The sequence below is a fragment of the Kitasatospora aureofaciens genome, from assembly GCF_019192735.1.
GTDB classification, from domain to species: Bacteria; Actinomycetota; Actinomycetes; order Streptomycetales; family Streptomycetaceae; genus Kitasatospora; species Kitasatospora aureofaciens_A.
On sequence record NZ_JAHTKP010000073.1, the window covers coordinates 19447 to 34621 of the forward strand.

Sequence of the window (15175 nt, forward strand, 5' to 3'; positions counted from 1 at the left end):
CTCGCTGCACTCGGCAGGGGCATTCGCCCGTGCGCACCTTTTGATGATTCGCTCGCTTCGCTCGCTCATGCTGCCGCCTCCTGCTCGGTGAGCTGGGAGAGCACGATCTCCCGGTACGTCGGGTTGTCGGCCATGAGTTCGTGGTGGGTGCCGCTGCCGACGACCGCGCCCTCGTCGAGGACGATGATCCGGTCGGCGTCGCGGATGGTGGAGACGCGCTGGGCGACGATCAGCACGGTGGCGTCGACGGTCTCCCGGGCGAGCGCCTTGCGCAGCTTGGCATCGGTGGCGTAGTCGAGCGCGGAGAAGGAGTCGTCGAACAGGTAGACGTCGGGCCGGCGGACGAGCGCGCGGGCGATGGCCAGGCGTTGGCGCTGGCCGCCGGAGACGTTGCTGCCGCCCTGGGCGATCGGGGCGTCCAGGCCCTCAGCCAGCTTCTCGACGAAGTCCTTGGCCTGGGCGATCTCCAGGGCGTGCCAGAGCTCCTCGTCGGTGGCGTCGGGCCGCCCGTAGCGGAGGTTGCTGGCGACGGTGCCGGAGAACAGGTAGGGCTTCTGCGGGACGAGGCCGACGGTCTCGGCGATCGCCTCGGGGGCGAGCTCGCGGACGTCGACGCCGTCGAGCAGGACCTGGCCCGAGGTGGCGTCGAACAGCCGGGGCACCAGGCCGAGCAGGGTGGACTTGCCGCTGCCGGTGGAACCGATGACGGCGGTGGTCTCGCCGGGGCGGGCGGTGATGTCGATGCCGCGCAGCACCGAGGCCTCGGCGCCGGGGTAGCGGAAGTCGACGTCGCGCAGCTCCAGGTTGCCGCGGCGCAGCACCTCGGTGACGGGCGCGGCGGGCGGCACGACGCTGGAGGAGGTGCCGAGGACCTCCTCGATGCGCTCGGCGCAGACCTCGGCGCGCGGCACCATCATGAACATGAAGGTGGCCATCATGACGCTCATCAGGATCTGCATCAGGTAGGAGAGGAAGGCGGTCAGGGCGCCGATCTCCATGCCGCCGCTGTCGATCCGGTGCGCGCCGAACCAGAGCACGGCGACGCTGGAGACGTTCACGACCAGCATCACGGCCGGGAACATGAACGCCATCAGCCGGCCGACCTGCAGGGCGACGTTGGTGAGGTCGCCGTTGGCGTCGGCGAAGCGGGCCTGCTCGTGGCCGTCCTTGACGAAGGCGCGGATGACCCGGATGCCGGTGATCTGCTCGCGCAGGACGCGGTTCACCGTGTCGATCTTCTTCTGCATGCTGCGGAACTTGGGGCGCAGCGAGCGGACCAGCAGGACGACGACGATGCCGAGCACCGGGATGACGGCGAGCAGCAGGCCGGACAGCGGCACGTCCTGGTTGAGCGCCATGATGATGCCGCCGACGCACATGATCGGCGCGGCCACCATCAGCGTGAAGCTCATCAGGGCCAGCATCTGGACCTGCTGGACGTCGTTGGTGGTCCGGGTGATCAGCGAGGGGGCGCCGAACTGGCCGACCTCGCGGGCGGAGAAGCTCTGCACCCGGTCGAAGACGGCGGCGCGCACGTCCCGTCCGAAGGCCATGGCGGTGTGCGCGCCGTAGTAGACGGCACCGATCGAGCACAGGGCCTGGACCAAGGTGACGCCGATCATCACCGCGCCGATCCGCAGGATGTAGCCGGTGTCGCCCTTGACCACGCCGGTGTCGATGATGTCGGCATTGAGTGTGGGCAGGTAGAGCGCGGCGAGAGTCGAGACCAGCTGGAGGAGGACCAGCAGGGCGATCGGTCGGGAGTACGGGCGCAAGTACGCCCTGAGCAGTCTGATCAGCACTTGCACACTCTTGTCGTCGGCGGGTGTTTTCGCATCCCAATTCTCGGTCCTTCGTGCACTCGTACAGGCGATTCCCTGCGGGCGGGCCGGAGGTTTGTCCAGTCCTTTGCCGAATCGCCCGGCGGGCCCCTTGCGGCGTTCACCTGCGGGATGTCGGCGGGCACCGGCGGCGCGGGGGTGTGCCAGCTGGGTCCGCCCTCTTACGGAATGACCGGTTTCCCCCTAGGCTGCTGATTGCCCCCTTGTTACTCGCCGGTACCGGCCAGGTAACCGAGGGCCCGGCGACCGCCCCCACGGGCGCCGCGACAATCCCTCAGACGGCCACCCGCCCCCGGAGGTCCTCGTTGAGTTCCGCGCAGTCCCTGATTGACTCCGGCAAGGCCGACATCGTCGCCGGGCGTCCCGCCTCCGTTGCCCACCTGTTCCTGGAGCGGGTCGCCCTGACCCCGAACGCCGAGGCCTACCGCTACCCCGCCCCGGTCGACGAGCACGCGGCGGACAGCGCCCCCGGCGCCGAGCAGTGGCGCTCGCTCACCTGGGCGCAGACCGCGGCCCGGGTCAAGGCGGTGGCCGCGGGTCTGATGGCGCTCGGCATCCAGCCGGAGGACCGGGTCGCGCTGGCCTCCTCCACCCGGCTCGAATGGATCATCGCCGACCTCGGGAACATGTGCGCGGGCGCGGCCACCACGACCGTCTACCCGAGCACCAACGCCGACGAGACGGCCTTCATCCTCTCCAACTCCGGCTCCAGAGCGCTGTTCGCGGAGAACGCCGCGCAGCTTGCCAAGGCCGTCGACCAGATCGAGCACCTGCCCGAGCTGCGCACCGTCATCCTCTTCGACGCCCCCGACACCACCCCCGAGACGGCCGGGCTCGACCTGCTCACCCTCGCCGAGCTGGAGCAGCGCGGCGCGGAGCACCTGGAGCAGCACCCGGACGTCGTCGAGAAGACCGTCGCCGCGCTCGACAAGGAGCAGCTGGCCACCCTGATCTACACCTCCGGCACCACCGGCCGCCCCAAGGGCGTGTGCCTGGTGCACGACTGCTGGGCGTACGAGGGCCGGGCGCAGGAGGCCAGCGGGCTGCTGCGCGCCGACGACGTCCAGTTCATGTGGCTGCCGCTGTCGCACGTGTTCGGCAAGACGCTGATCTCCGGCCAGATCGCCACCGGCCACGTGATGGCGGTGGACGGCCGGGTCGACCGGATCATCCACAACCTGCCGGCCATCCGGCCGACCGTGATGGCCTCCGCGCCGCGCATCTTCGAGAAGGTCTACAACGGCATCGCCGGCCGGGCCCGGGCCGAGGGCGGCGCCAAGTACAAGATCTTCCGCTGGGCCGCCGGCGTCGCCCGCGAGCACGCCCGCGTCGTCCAGGAGAACCGGATCGCCACCGGGGTGGGCAGCGCGCCGTTCGCCCTGCGGATGCAGCACGCGCTCGCCGACAAGTTGGTGTACGCGAAGATCCGCGCGGCCTTCGGCGGCCGGCTTCGCGGCGCCGTCTCCGGCAGCGCCGCGCTCGCCCCCGAGATCGGCTACTTCTTTCTCGGCGCCGGCGTCCCGATCCTGGAGGGCTACGGCCTCAGCGAGACCAGCGCCGGCTCCTGCGTCAACCGCGAGGAGGACGTCCGGATCGGCACCGTCGGCCGCCCGCTGCCCGGCACCGAGGTCCGGATCGCCGAGGACGGCGAGATCCTGCTGCGCGGCCCGGGCATCATGCGCGGCTACCACAACCTGCCGGAGAAGACCGCCGAGGTGCTGGAGTCGGACGGCTGGTTCCACACCGAGGACATCGGCGAGCTCAGCGCCGATGGCTTCCTGCGGATCACCGACCGCAAGAAGGACCTGTTCAAGACCTCCGGCGGCAAGTACGTCGCACCCAGCGAGGTCGAGGGCAAGTTCAAGGCGGTCTGCCCGTTCGTCAGCAACATCCTGGTGATCGGCAACGGCCGCAACTACTGCACCGCGCTGATCGGCCTGGACGAGGCCGTGATCATGCCGTGGGCCGCCGAGCACGGCCTGGCCGGCAAGTCCTACGCCGAGGTGACCGCCGACCCGCAGGTGCACGAGCTGATCGAGGGCTTCGTGAAGAAGCTCAACGGCGACCTCCAGCGTTGGCAGACGATCAAGAAGTTCCACCTGCTGCCGCGCGACCTGGACATCGAGCACGGCGAGCTCACCCCGAGCCTGAAGATCAAGCGCCCGGTGGTCGAGCGGACCTACGCGGACGCCGTCACCCTGATGTACGCAGGCGCCAACGAGGCCTGAGCCGGCCCGCCCCCGTACGGCTCACCGGTTCGGGTGAGCCGTACGGGACAATGGGCTCATGCCCTCCGCACTCCCTGACGGCGATCCGGTGCCGTCCGACGGTTCCCTGCCCGCGCACGCCCTCACCGGACTCGGGACGCGGCCGTTCGGCTTCTACCTGCACGTGCCGTACTGCGCCAGCCGCTGCGGCTACTGCGACTTCAACACCTACACCGCCACCGAGCTGCGTTCTTCCGGTGCGGTCGCCTCGCAGGACACGTACGCGGACAACGTGGTCAGCGAGATCCGGCTGGCCCGGAAGGTGCTCGGGTCCGCTGATCTCCCCGTGCAGACCGTCTTCCTCGGCGGCGGCACCCCCACCCTGCTGCCCGCCCGGGACCTGGTGAAGATGCTCGCCGCGATCCGCGACGAGTTCGGGCTCGCCGAGGGCGCCGAGGTCACCACCGAGGCCAACCCGGAGTCCGTCGACCCCGCCTACCTCGCCGAACTGCGCGCGGGCGGCTACAACCGGATCTCCTTCGGCATGCAGAGCGCCCGCCCGCACGTCCTGCAGCTGCTCGACCGCCACCACACCCCGGGCCGCCCCGAGGCCTGCGTCGCCGAGGCCCGCGCGGCCGGCTTCGAGCACGTCAACCTCGACCTTATCTACGGCACCCCCGGCGAGTCCGACGACGACTGGCGGGCCTCCCTGGACGCCGCCATCGGCGCCGGCCCCGACCACGTCTCCGCCTACTCGCTGATCGTCGAGGAGGGCACCCGGCTGGCCGCCCGCGTCAAGCGCGGCGAACTCCCGATGATCGACGACGACGTCCACGCCGACCGCTACCTCATCGCCGAGGAGGCGCTCGGCGCCGCCGGCTACTCCTGGTACGAGGTCTCCAACTGGGCCACCAGCCCCGAGGGCCGCTGTCGCCACAACGAGCTGTACTGGACCGGCGCCGACTGGTGGGGCGCCGGCCCCGGCGCGCACAGCCACGTCGGCGGTGTCCGCTGGTGGAACGCCAAGCACCCCGCCGCGTACGCCCGCTCCCTCGCCGAGGGCCGCACCCCCGCCCAGGCCCGCGAGATCCTCGCCCCCGAGGACCGCCGCGTCGAGCGCATCCTCCTCGAACTCCGCCTCGCCGAGGGCATCCCCCTCACCCTCCTCACCGACACCGGCCGCCAGGCCGCCGCCCGCCACCTGGCCGACGGCCTCCTCGCCCCCGAGCCCTACACGGCCGGCCGCGCCGTCCTCACCCTCCAGGGCCGCCTCCTGGCGGACGCGGTCGTGCGTGACCTGGTGGACTGAGTTTCGTTAACGTGGTACCAGCCGTCGGAGGGAGCGCGCGATGACCGCCATCGATGACCGGGTGATAGGGATCTTCGAGAATCTGGAGGTCCCGGAGGGGTACAAGGCCGAACTCATCCGGGGGGAAATCGTGATGATGGCCAAGCCCGATCGGGTCCACAACTGGATCGTCGAGGCCATCCAGGACCAGATCCCCCGGTTGCGGTGGCACCGGTCGGTCACGCAGGACATCAACCTTCCGGGGCTGACGAGCGAACCTCAGCCGGATCTGGTCGTCTACGAGCGTGACGCCGTCGAGGGCCCCGGCCGCCTGGTCCCCGCGCCCCTCCTCACTCTGGTGGTCGAGGTGGTGTCGAAGACCAGTGTGCTGCGTGACTACCGGACCAAGCGGGAGCTCTACGCCGAGGGCACGATTCCCGTGTACCTGATCGTCGATCCGATCAAAGCCGTCTGTGTACTGCTGACCGAGCCCAGCCGGGCGAGCGCCTCGGGGCTGCCGGACTACGTGTCCGAGCGGACCACCAAGTTCGGTGAGCCGGTTCCGTTGGACCTGCTCGGCATCACACTCGACACCTCGGAGTTCCAGACCTACGCCTGATCCGGCAGGCTCACGAAGTCGATCAACTCTTCGACACGGCCGAGTAGCTCCGGTTCGAGGTCCTTGTAGCTGTCGACCTTGGAGAGGATGTGCTTCCAGGCCGCGGGGGTGTTCACCGGCCAGCCGAGGCGGCGGCAGATGCCCTCCTTCCACACCTCGCCGCGGGGGACGGTGGGCCAGGCGGGGATGCCGACGGAGGAGGGCTTCACGGCCTGCCAGATGTCGATGTAGGGGTGGCCGACGACCAGAACGGCGTGGCCGGCTTCGCCGGTGACCTGGGTGGCGATGCGGTGTTCCTTGGTGCCGGGGAGCAGGTGGTCGACCAGGACGCCGAGGCGGCGGCCGGGGCCGGGGGCGAAGTCGGCGACGATCGCCGGGAGGTCGTCGATGCCCTCCAGGTACTCGACGACGACGCCCTCGATCCGCAGGTCGTCGCCCCAGACCCGTTCGACCAGTTCGGCGTCGTGCCGGCCCTCGACGTAGATCCGGGACTCGCGGGCGACCCGGGCGCGGGCGCCGGGGACGGCGACGGAGCCGGAGGCGGTGCGGCCGGGCGCCCTCGACGGTGCCGGTCCGGTCGGGCGGACCAGGGTGACGACCTTGCCCTCCAGCAGGAAGCCGCGCGGTACGAGCGGGAAGACCCGGTGCTTGCCGAAACGGTCCTCCAGGGTGACGGTGAACCCCTCGGCGGTCTTCTCGCACCGCAGCACGGCCCCGCAGAAGCCGGTGGCGGCTTCCTCGACCACCAGGTCCCGCTCGGCGGGCACCTCAGGGGCGGGCTGCTGCTTCTTCCACGGCGGGGTCAGGTCGGGTCCGTACTGGCGGCTGCGCATGAAAGCGACTATACGGACGGACCGTCAGAGGCCCGGCGCGCCCCAGACCGGGAACCAGCGGCTGAGGTCCTTCTCCAGCCGCAGGTCGTTCCCCAGCATCGCGTTGATCTGGAGCTCCAGCGGGCTGTTGCGCCGCTCCCCGCCGCCGGGCATCGGCGCGAACGGATAGAAGGTGCCGCGCTTGTACAGGTAGACCAGCGCCAGCGACTGCCCCTCCCCGTTGCGGAAGGCGACCAGCGAGCAGAGCAGCTGCGGCCCGAAGCCGTTCGCCTCCAGCTCGCTGTTGACCGCGTGCAGGTCGTTCACCAGCTCCGGCAGCTCCTCGGGGGTGTGCCGGGCGAGCAGCCACGAGTAGCCGTAGCCGTCCTTGGACGCCTCCACCGGGACGCCGCCGCGCTCGGTGTCGGCGTCCAGCAGTGCCCGGACCTGCTGCTCGACCTGGCCGAACGCGCCGCCCTCGACGGCCGCGAAGCACACCGAGCCGAGCCCGGTGGGCGTGAACCCGGCCCCGGCCTCCAGGGTGAGCGCGGCCGAGGGCAGGCCGAAAAGCTGGTCGAGGTCGGGCTTGACGGGCTTGGTGCGGCCGAACAGGGTGTCCAGGAATCCCACGGCGGTCCTCTCGGGAAAAGGGTCAGCGGCTCGGGGAAGGGTCAGCGGCTCGGGGAAGGACTCAGCGGCCGAGCTGGGCGGAGATCTTCGCCAGCTGCTCCAGCCGCTTCTCCAGCGTCGGGTGGGTGGAGAGCAGCTGGGAGGCGGTCTCCCGGGCGCTCAGCGCCGGGGCGAAGTAGAAGGCGTTGTAGGGCTGGGCCTGGCGGAGGTCCTTGGTGGGGATCGCGGCGATCTGCCCGGTGACCTTGGTGAGCGCCGACGCGAGCGCGCTGGGCCGGCCGGTGAGCTGGGCGGCGGCGCGGTCGGCGGCGAGCTCCCGGTAGCGGGAGAGCAGGCGGGTGAGCAGGAAGCTGATGGCGTAGACGACCATCGACACCAGCGGGATGATCAGTGCGGCGATGGCCGCGTTCTGGTCGTTGTTGTTGCGCCCGCCGCCCATGAACCCGCCGTAGACCGCGATCCGGGTCATCGCCCCGGCGAGCACGCCGAGGAACCCGGCGATGGTCATCACCGCGACGTCCCGGTGGGCGACGTGCGACAGCTCGTGCGCGAGCACACCCTCCAGTTCCTCGGGTTCCAGCCGCCGCAGCAGCCCGGTGGTGACGCACACCACGGTGTTCTCCGGGTTGCGGCCGGTGGCGAAGGCGTTCGGCATGTCGTTGTCGGCGACCGCCACCCTGGGCTTGGGCATGTCGGCGAGGGCGCAGAGCCGGTCGACGGTGCCGTGCAGCTGCGGGTACTGCTCCGGGGTCACCTGGCGGGCGCCCATCGCCCGTTCGGTGATCTTGTCGCTGAACCAGAACTGGGCCACGAACAGCCCGCCGGAAATCAGCACGATCAGCGGCCAGGCGCCGCGCAGCAGCGCGATCAGCAGGCCGGTGAAACCGACGTACAGCAGCCCGATCACGAACATCGTCGCGACCATGCGGCCGGTCAGGCCGCGGTCGGGCGCGAAACGGGTGTGCTGGCCCGAGCTCGACATCTCTTGCTCCTCCATTCGCCGTTCGCTATCGATGCTGCCACTCGGACGGCCCTGGGGCACCACCCCCGCGCCGGGAACTGCGGGCAGGATCACCCTGGCCGCGCCGTTCCTGCCGTCGGACCCGGGCCGTACACTGGCAGGTACGGTTCTGGCACTCGTGTATGCAGAGTGCCAAAACCGGGGTCCTCCCGGAGCGGCCCGCAGCATGCGTGACTGCGCAGTAACGGACTGCGCAGGGCAGTGCTAGGCAGTACGGACTGCGAAGTACGGCCACAACGGACAACGTGCGAAGACGGAGGTGCGTGCCCCATGGCCGGTGAGGTCCGCCAGCTGGACGACCGCAAGCTCGCCGTGCTCCGCGCGATCGTCCAGGACTACGTGGGCACCGAGGAGCCGGTCGGCTCCAAGGCCCTGGTGGAGCGGCACAACCTCGGGGTGTCCCCGGCCACCGTCCGCAACGACATGGCGGCGCTGGAGGAGGAGGGGTACATCCACCAGCCGCACACCAGCGCCGGGCGCATCCCCAGCGACAAGGGGTACCGCCTGTTCGTCGACAAGCTCGCCGAGATCAAGCCGATGAGCGCCCCCGAGCGCCGGGCGATCCGGCACTTCCTGGACGGCGCGGTCGACCTGGACGACGTGGTCGCGCGCACCGTGCGGCTGCTCGCACAGCTCACCCGGCAGGTCGCCGTGGTGCAGTACCCGTCGCTGACCAGATCCACCGTCCGGCACATCGAGCTGGTCGCGCTGGCCCCGGCCAAGGTGATGCTGGTCCTGATCACCAACACCGGCCGGGTCGAGCAGCGGATGGTCGACTGCCCGGGCACGGTCGGCGAGACCGTCCTGGCGGACCTGCGGGCCCGGATCAACGCGCGGGCCGTCGGCCAGCGCCTGCCGGACGTCCCGGCGGCGCTGGAGGAGCTGCCCGCGATGTTCGAGCAGGTCGACCGGGCGACCGTCAGTACGGTCCTGGCGACGCTGTTCGAGGCGCTCGCCGAGCAGAACGAGGAGCGGATCATGCTGGCCGGCACGGCCAACCTGACCCGCCTCGGCCACGACTTCCCGCTGACCATCCAGCCGGTGCTGGAGGCGCTGGAGGAACAGGTCGTCCTGCTCCGCCTCCTGGGTGAGACCACGGACGCCGCGATGACGGTCCGGATCGGGCGGGAGAACGCCTACGAGGGGCTGAATTCCACCTCGGTGGTGTCGGTCGGTTACGGTTCGGGCGACGAGAGCGTGGCCAAACTGGGTGTGATCGGTCCGACCCGGATGGACTACCCGGGCACAATGGGGGCGGTGCGAGCGGTGGCACGCTACGTGGGTCAGATCCTGGCCGAGTCCTAGTAAGGGGCACCGTCACAGAGGTGGCGGGCTCAGTCGCAAGCACTACTACTGGCGGAACAAGCGGAGCATTAGGTGGCCACGGACTACTACGCGGTACTCGGCGTCCGACGGGATGCGGGGCAGGACGAGATCAAGAAGGCGTTCCGGCGCCTGGCACGCGAACTGCACCCGGACGTCAACCCGGACCCGAAGACGCAGGAGCGGTTCAAGGAGATCAACGCCGCCTACGAGGTGCTCTCCGACCCGCAGAAGCGCCAGGTCTACGACCTCGGGGGCGACCCGCTGTCGCCGGGCGGCGGCGGTGGCGCGGGCGGCTTCGGCGCCGGCGCGGCGGGCTTCGGCTTCTCCGACATCATGGACGCCTTCTTCGGCGCCGCGGCCGGCCAGCGCGGCCCGCGCTCGCGGACCCGCCGCGGCCAGGACGCCATGATCCGGCTGGAGATCACCCTGGAGGAGGCCGCCTTCGGCACCACCAAGGAACTCCAGGTCGACACGGCCGTCACCTGCACCACCTGCAGCGGCGAGGGCGCCGCGCCCGGCACCTCCGCGCAGACCTGTGACATGTGTCGCGGCAAGGGCGAGGTCTCCCAGGTCACCCGGTCCTTCCTGGGCCAGGTCATGACCTCCCGGCCCTGCCCGCAGTGCCAGGGCTTCGGCACCGTCGTGCCGACCCCGTGCCCGGAGTGTGCCGGCGACGGCCGGGTCCGCGCCCGCCGTACCCTGACCGTCAAGATCCCGGCCGGTGTCGACAACGGCACCCGGATCCAGTTGGCCGGCGAGGGCGAGGTCGGCCCCGGCGGCGGCCCGGCCGGCGATCTGTACGTCGAGATCGCCGAGACCACGCACGCCGTCTTCCAGCGGCGCGGGGACGACCTGCACTGCACCGTCACCATCCCGATGACGGCCGCCTCGCTCGGCACCCAGGTGCCGCTGCAGACCCTGGACGGGCTGGAGGAGATCGACATCCGGCCCGGCACCCAGTCCGGCCAGTCGATCCCGCTGCACGGCCGCGGCATCACCCACCTGCGCGGGGGCGGCCGGGGCGACCTGATAGTGCATGTCGAGGTGCAGACGCCCACCAAGCTCGACGCCGAGCAGGAGGAACTGCTGCGCCGGCTCGCGGTGCTGCGCGGCGAGGAGCGGCCGTCCGGCCAGTTCGCGCCGGGCCAGCAGGGCCTGTTCTCGCGCCTGAAGGACGCGTTCAACGGCCGGTAGCCGTCCGCGGAGGGGTGCCGGGTAACTGTCCCGGCACCCCTTTCGCGTTCCCCCTTTCGTTCCGCGTTCCCCCTTTCGCGTGGGCGCTGCGCCCCACCAACCGGAGGTTCCCCGCATGACCGCCCCCGTGTTCGTCGTCGAGACCGGGCGGCTCACCGCCGCCGCGCCCGGGGCCGTGGTGCGGCTGGACGGGCCGGAGGGGCGGCACGCGGCGGCGGTGAAGCGGCTGGAGCCCGGCGAGGCGGTGACCCTGGCCGACGGGCTGGGGCTCGGCGTGGACGGGACGGTCGCCGAGGTGCTCGGCAAGGACGCGATCGACGTCACGGTGGCCGCCGTGCGCCGCGAACCGGAGCCGGCGCCGCGGATCGTCGTCGTCCAGGCGCTGCCCAAGGGCGACCGCGGCGAGCTGGCCGTGGAGACCATGACCGAGGTCGGCGTGGACGTGGTGATCCCGTGGTCCGCCTCGCGCTGCATCACCCAGTGGAAGGGCGACCGGGGCGCCAAGGCGCTCGCCAAGTGGCGGGCCACCGCCCGGGAGGCGGGCAAGCAGTCCCGCCGGCTGCGCTTCCCCGAGGTGTGCGAGCCGATGACCACCCGGCAGCTGGCCCCCGTCCTCGCCGGGGCCGCGTTCGCCGCGGTGCTGCACGAGGAGGGCGCCGAGCCGCTGGCGCTGGCCGCGCTGCCGGAGGCCGGGGACATCGTGCTCGTGGTCGGCCCCGAGGGCGGCGTCTCCCCGGAGGAGCTGGCCGCGTTCGCCGAGGCGGGCGCGAAGCCGTACCGGCTGGGCCCGTCGGTGCTGCGCACCTCCACCGCCGGAGTGGCCGCCGGGGCGCTGCTGCTGGGCCGCACCGGCCGCTGGAGCTGACCCGGGCGCGCGGCTCGCCCTGCGGGTGGGAGTCAGGTAAAACCGGCGCGCCTCGTGCGCACACGTGCCTACGCTGGCCGCGTGACGGAACCCCTCAGCACCTCTGCGGGCGCGTATCTGCGCCACCCTCATCTGCACGGTGACCTGGTCACCTTCGTCGCCGAGAACGACGTCTGGCTCGCGCCACTGGACGGGGGCCGGGCCTGGCGGCTGACGGCCGATCACCTGCCCGTCCACCACCCGCGGTTCTCCCCGGACGGGCGGCACATCGCCTTCACCTCCACCCGGGACGGCGCGCCCGAGGTGCACGTCGTGCCGGTGGACGGCGGCCCGTCCCGGCGGCTGACCCACTGGGGCAGCGACCAGACCCAGCTCCAGGGCTGGACCGCCGACGGCCGCCCGATCGCCACCACCACCGCCGGCCAGGCCACCCTGCGCCGCACCTGGGCGCACGCGGTGCCGCTGGACGGCGGCGAGCCGGTGCGGCTGCCGTACGGCCCGGTCGGCGGGCTGGCCTTCGAGCCGGACGGCGACCGCGTGCTGCTGAGCACCGTCAACAACCGCGAGCCGGCCTGGTGGAAGCGCTACCGGGGCGGCCGGGCGGGCAAGCTGTGGATCGGCCGGGACGAGTTCGTCCGGGTCCACGAGGAGCTGGACGGCCAGCTCTCCTCGCCGCTGTGGGCGGGAGAGAGAATCGCCTTCCTCTCCGACCACGAGGGCGTCGGCGAGCTGTACTCCAGCCTTCCCGACGGCTCCGACCTGCGCCGCCACACGACCTCCCCGGAGGGCTTCTACGTCCGCAACGCCGCCACCGACGGCACCCGGGTGGTCTGGCACCGGGCCGGCGACCTGTGGCTGCTGGACGGCCTGGCGGAGGGCGCCGCGCCGCGCACCCTGGACATCCGGCTGGCCGGGCCACGCACCGGCCGCCGCCCCCGTCCGGTGCCCGCCGCGCACTGGCTGGAGGGCGTCGCCCCGGACCGCACCGGCCGGGCCAGCGCCGTCGTGGTCCGCGGCAGCGTGCACTGGCTGACCCACCGCGAGGGCCCGGCCCGGGTGCTGGACGAGACGCCGGGCGTGCGCGGCCGGCTGGCCCGCGTGGTGCCGGGCGAGGACGGCGCGCAGGGCGTGCTGTGGGTGTCGGACGCCGAGGGCGAGGACGGGCTGGAGTACGCCCCCGCCGTGCAGGGTGCCGAGCGCCGCCGGCTGGCGGCCGGGCAGCTCGGCCGGGTCAACTCCCTGGTGGTCTCCCCGGACGGCAAGCAGGCGGCGCTCGGCGTGCACGACGGCCGGGTGCTGCTGGTGACGCTCGCCGACGGCGCCGTGCACGAGCTGGCCCGCAGCACCGACGGCGAGGTCGGCGGGCTGGTCTTCAGCCCGGACTCGGCCTGGCTGGCCTGGTCGCGCCCGGTGCCGGGCACCGGCGCCTGGTCGCTGCGCCAGATCGTGCTGGCGAACCTGGCCACCCGGACGGTCAGCGAGGTCACCCAGCAGCGCTTCGTCGACACCTCGCCGGCCTTCACCGCGGACGGCCGGTACCTGGCGTTCCTGTCGATCCGCAACTTCGACCCGGTCTACGACTCGCACGTCTTCGACCTGTCGTTCCCCAACGGCTGCCGCCCGTACCTGATCACGCTGGCCGCCGACACGCCGTCCCCGTTCGGTCCGCAGCGGGCCGGCCGGGTGCCCGGCGGGGAGGACGACGAGCCGCGCGGCAAGAAGACGGACGGTGAGGAGGGTGCCGCCGACGCCCCGCCGGTGACCAGGGTCGACCTGGACGGCATCGCCGACCGGATCGTCCCGTTCCCGGTGGAGGGTGGCCGGTTCGGCTCGCTCCGGGCCGGCAAGGACGGTGTGCTCTGGACGCGCGTCCCGCTGCTCGGCGAACTCGGCGACGAGGCGGCCTCGTTGGAGGACGAGCGGCCCCGGCCCACGCTGGAGCGCTTCGACCTGAAGAAGCGCCGCGTCGAGCAACTCGTGCACGGCCTGGACGGGTTCGCGGTCAGCGGCGACGGCACCCGGCTGGCGGTCGTGGACGAGGGCGAGCTGCGGATCGTCCCGGCCGACCACAAGGCCGGCGGCGAGGACGACGAGACGACGGTCGACCTCGCCCGGCTGCGGGTGGCGGTCGACCCGGCCGCCGAGTGGCGCCAGATGTACGCCGAGAACGGCCGCCTGATGCGCGACAACTTCTGGCGCCCGGACCTCGCCGGCGTCGACTGGGCCGGTGTCCTGGAGCGCTACCGCCCGCTGGTCGAGCGGGTCGGCTCGCACGACGACCTGGTCGACCTGCTCTGGGAGGTGCACGGCGAACTCGGCACCTCGCACGCCTACGTGATCCCGTACGGCCTGCACACCGAGCCCGCGCGGCGGCAGGGCCTGCTCGGCGCCGACCTGGTGAAGGACGGCGACCTCTGGCGGATCGCCCGGATCCTGCCCGGCGAGTCCTCCGACCCCCGGGCCCGCTCCCCGCTGGCCGCGCCCGGCGCCGCGGTCCGCCCCGGGGACGCGATCCTCGCGGTCAACGGCCGCCCGGTGGACCCGGTCACCGGGCCGGCGCCGCTGCTGGCCGGCACCGCCGGGCAGCCCGTCGAGCTGACCGTGGCCGGCAAGGACGGCACCGACCAGCGCCACCCGGTGGTCGTCCCGCTCGCCGACGAGGAGCCGCTGCGCTACCACGACTGGGTGGCCGGGCGCCGGGCCGAGGTGCGCGAGCTGTCCGGCGGGCGGCTCGGCTACCTGCACATCCCCGACATGCAGACCACCGGGTGGGCACAGATCCACCGCGACCTGCGCTCGGAGATGGCCAAGGAGGGCGTGATCGTCGACATCCGGGAGAACCGCGGCGGCCACACCTCGCAGCTGGTGATCGAGAAGCTGGCCCGCCGGATCGTCGGCTGGGACGTCGCCCGGGACATCGCCAGCCCGGTGCCCTACCCCGGCGACGCCCCGCGCGGGCCGATCGTCGCGCTCGCCAACGAGTACTCCGGTTCGGACGGCGACATCGTCAACGCCGCGATCCAGGCGCTGAAGCTCGGCCCGGTGGTCGGCACCCGGACGTGGGGCGGCGTGATCGGCATCGACAGCAAGTACCGGCTGGTCGACGGCACCCTGGTCACCCAGCCCAAGTACGCGTTCTGGCTGGAGAACTACGGCTGGGGCGTGGAGAACCACGGCGTCGACCCGGACGTCGAGGTGCCGATCGCGCCGCACCAGTGGGCCGCGGGCGAGGACCCACAGCTGGCCACCGGCGTCCGGATCGCCCTCGCGGCGCTCGCCGGGACCCCGGCCCGGACGGCGCCGCCGCTGCCCTGGGAGTAGCCGAACGCCGGGCCCGGAGTGGGAAGTCGGACGGGCCGACTTCCCACTCCG

General features: G+C 72.2%; 11 protein-coding genes. 7 read left to right on the top strand and 4 right to left on the bottom strand.

What is annotated here, in order from left to right:
- Positions 1-65 precede the first annotated feature (65 nt).
- Positions 66-1802 (bottom strand): ABC transporter ATP-binding protein, encoded by a 1737-nt coding sequence (locus KV557_RS36405; protein WP_218205880.1) that lies wholly within the window; start codon positions 1800-1802, stop codon positions 66-68.
- Between the two features lie 344 nt (positions 1803-2146).
- Between KV557_RS36405 and KV557_RS36410 the strand changes: the two genes are divergently transcribed.
- From KV557_RS36410 to KV557_RS36420, 3 genes are read left to right on the top strand one after another with little or no spacing between them, the layout of a single operon-like run.
- Entirely contained in the window at positions 2147-4069 is a 1923-nt protein-coding gene (locus tag KV557_RS36410; RefSeq protein WP_218205881.1) for an AMP-dependent synthetase/ligase, read from the top strand.
- A 58-nt stretch (positions 4070-4127) separates the two neighbouring features.
- Positions 4128-5357, top strand: a complete 1230-nt coding sequence (gene hemW, locus KV557_RS36415) for a radical SAM family heme chaperone HemW (RefSeq protein ID WP_218205882.1) — start codon at positions 4128-4130, stop codon at positions 5355-5357.
- A gap of 40 nt (positions 5358-5397) precedes the next feature.
- Positions 5398-5955, top strand: coding sequence for a Uma2 family endonuclease (locus KV557_RS36420; RefSeq protein WP_218205883.1), 558 nt, complete (start codon positions 5398-5400; stop codon positions 5953-5955).
- Here the strand turns inward: KV557_RS36420 and KV557_RS36425 are convergent.
- The 3 genes from KV557_RS36425 to htpX form a co-directional block, all read right to left on the bottom strand.
- Complete coding sequence (locus KV557_RS36425; RefSeq protein WP_218205884.1) at positions 5946-6788, bottom strand: DUF3097 domain-containing protein; 843 nt, start codon at positions 6786-6788, stop codon at positions 5946-5948. The genes KV557_RS36420 and KV557_RS36425 overlap by 10 nt on opposite strands.
- Positions 6789-6812: 24 nt before the next feature.
- Positions 6813-7397, bottom strand: coding sequence for a PspA-associated protein PspAB (gene pspAB / locus KV557_RS36430; protein ID WP_218205885.1), 585 nt, complete (start codon positions 7395-7397; stop codon positions 6813-6815).
- A 61-nt stretch (positions 7398-7458) separates the two neighbouring features.
- The gene (gene htpX, locus KV557_RS36435) at positions 7459-8379 is read right to left on the bottom strand and encodes a zinc metalloprotease HtpX (RefSeq protein ID WP_218205886.1); all 921 of its coding nucleotides are present in this window, start codon (positions 8377-8379) and stop codon (positions 7459-7461) included.
- A gap of 309 nt (positions 8380-8688) precedes the next feature.
- Between htpX and hrcA the strand changes: the two genes are divergently transcribed.
- The 4 genes from hrcA (at position 8689) to KV557_RS36455 (ending at position 15124) form a co-directional block, all read left to right on the top strand.
- On the top strand, positions 8689-9723 hold the full coding sequence (hrcA, locus tag KV557_RS36440) for a heat-inducible transcriptional repressor HrcA (RefSeq protein ID WP_218205887.1): 1035 nt from the start codon (positions 8689-8691) through the stop codon (positions 9721-9723).
- A gap of 72 nt (positions 9724-9795) precedes the next feature.
- Positions 9796-10938 (top strand): molecular chaperone DnaJ, encoded by a 1143-nt coding sequence (dnaJ, locus tag KV557_RS36445; RefSeq protein WP_218205888.1) that lies wholly within the window; start codon positions 9796-9798, stop codon positions 10936-10938.
- A 115-nt stretch (positions 10939-11053) separates the two neighbouring features.
- A complete protein-coding gene (locus tag KV557_RS36450; protein WP_218205889.1) occupies positions 11054-11803 on the top strand; it encodes a 16S rRNA (uracil(1498)-N(3))-methyltransferase in 750 nt (249 codons plus the stop codon).
- Between the two features lie 81 nt (positions 11804-11884).
- Positions 11885-15124: a S41 family peptidase gene (locus tag KV557_RS36455; protein WP_218205890.1), complete on the top strand. Its 3240-nt coding sequence runs from the start codon at positions 11885-11887 to the stop codon at positions 15122-15124.
- Positions 15125-15175: the final 51 nt, after the last annotated feature.

What these genes read in the sequence shown, in the direction of transcription:
- hemW (WP_218205882.1), top strand. Translation starts at nt 4,128, where the DNA reads ATGCCCTCCGCACTCCCTGACGGCGATCCGGTGCCGTCCGACGGTTCC.
- KV557_RS36420 (WP_218205883.1), top strand. Translation starts at nt 5,398, where the DNA reads ATGACCGCCATCGATGACCGGGTGATAGGGATCTTCGAGAATCTGGAG.
- KV557_RS36425 (WP_218205884.1), bottom strand. Translation starts at nt 6,788, where the DNA reads ATGCGCAGCCGCCAGTACGGACCCGACCTGACCCCGCCGTGGAAGAAG.
- htpX (WP_218205886.1), bottom strand. Translation starts at nt 8,379, where the DNA reads ATGTCGAGCTCGGGCCAGCACACCCGTTTCGCGCCCGACCGCGGCCTG.
- hrcA (WP_218205887.1), top strand. Translation starts at nt 8,689, where the DNA reads ATGGCCGGTGAGGTCCGCCAGCTGGACGACCGCAAGCTCGCCGTGCTC.
- KV557_RS36450 (WP_218205889.1), top strand. Translation starts at nt 11,054, where the DNA reads ATGACCGCCCCCGTGTTCGTCGTCGAGACCGGGCGGCTCACCGCCGCC.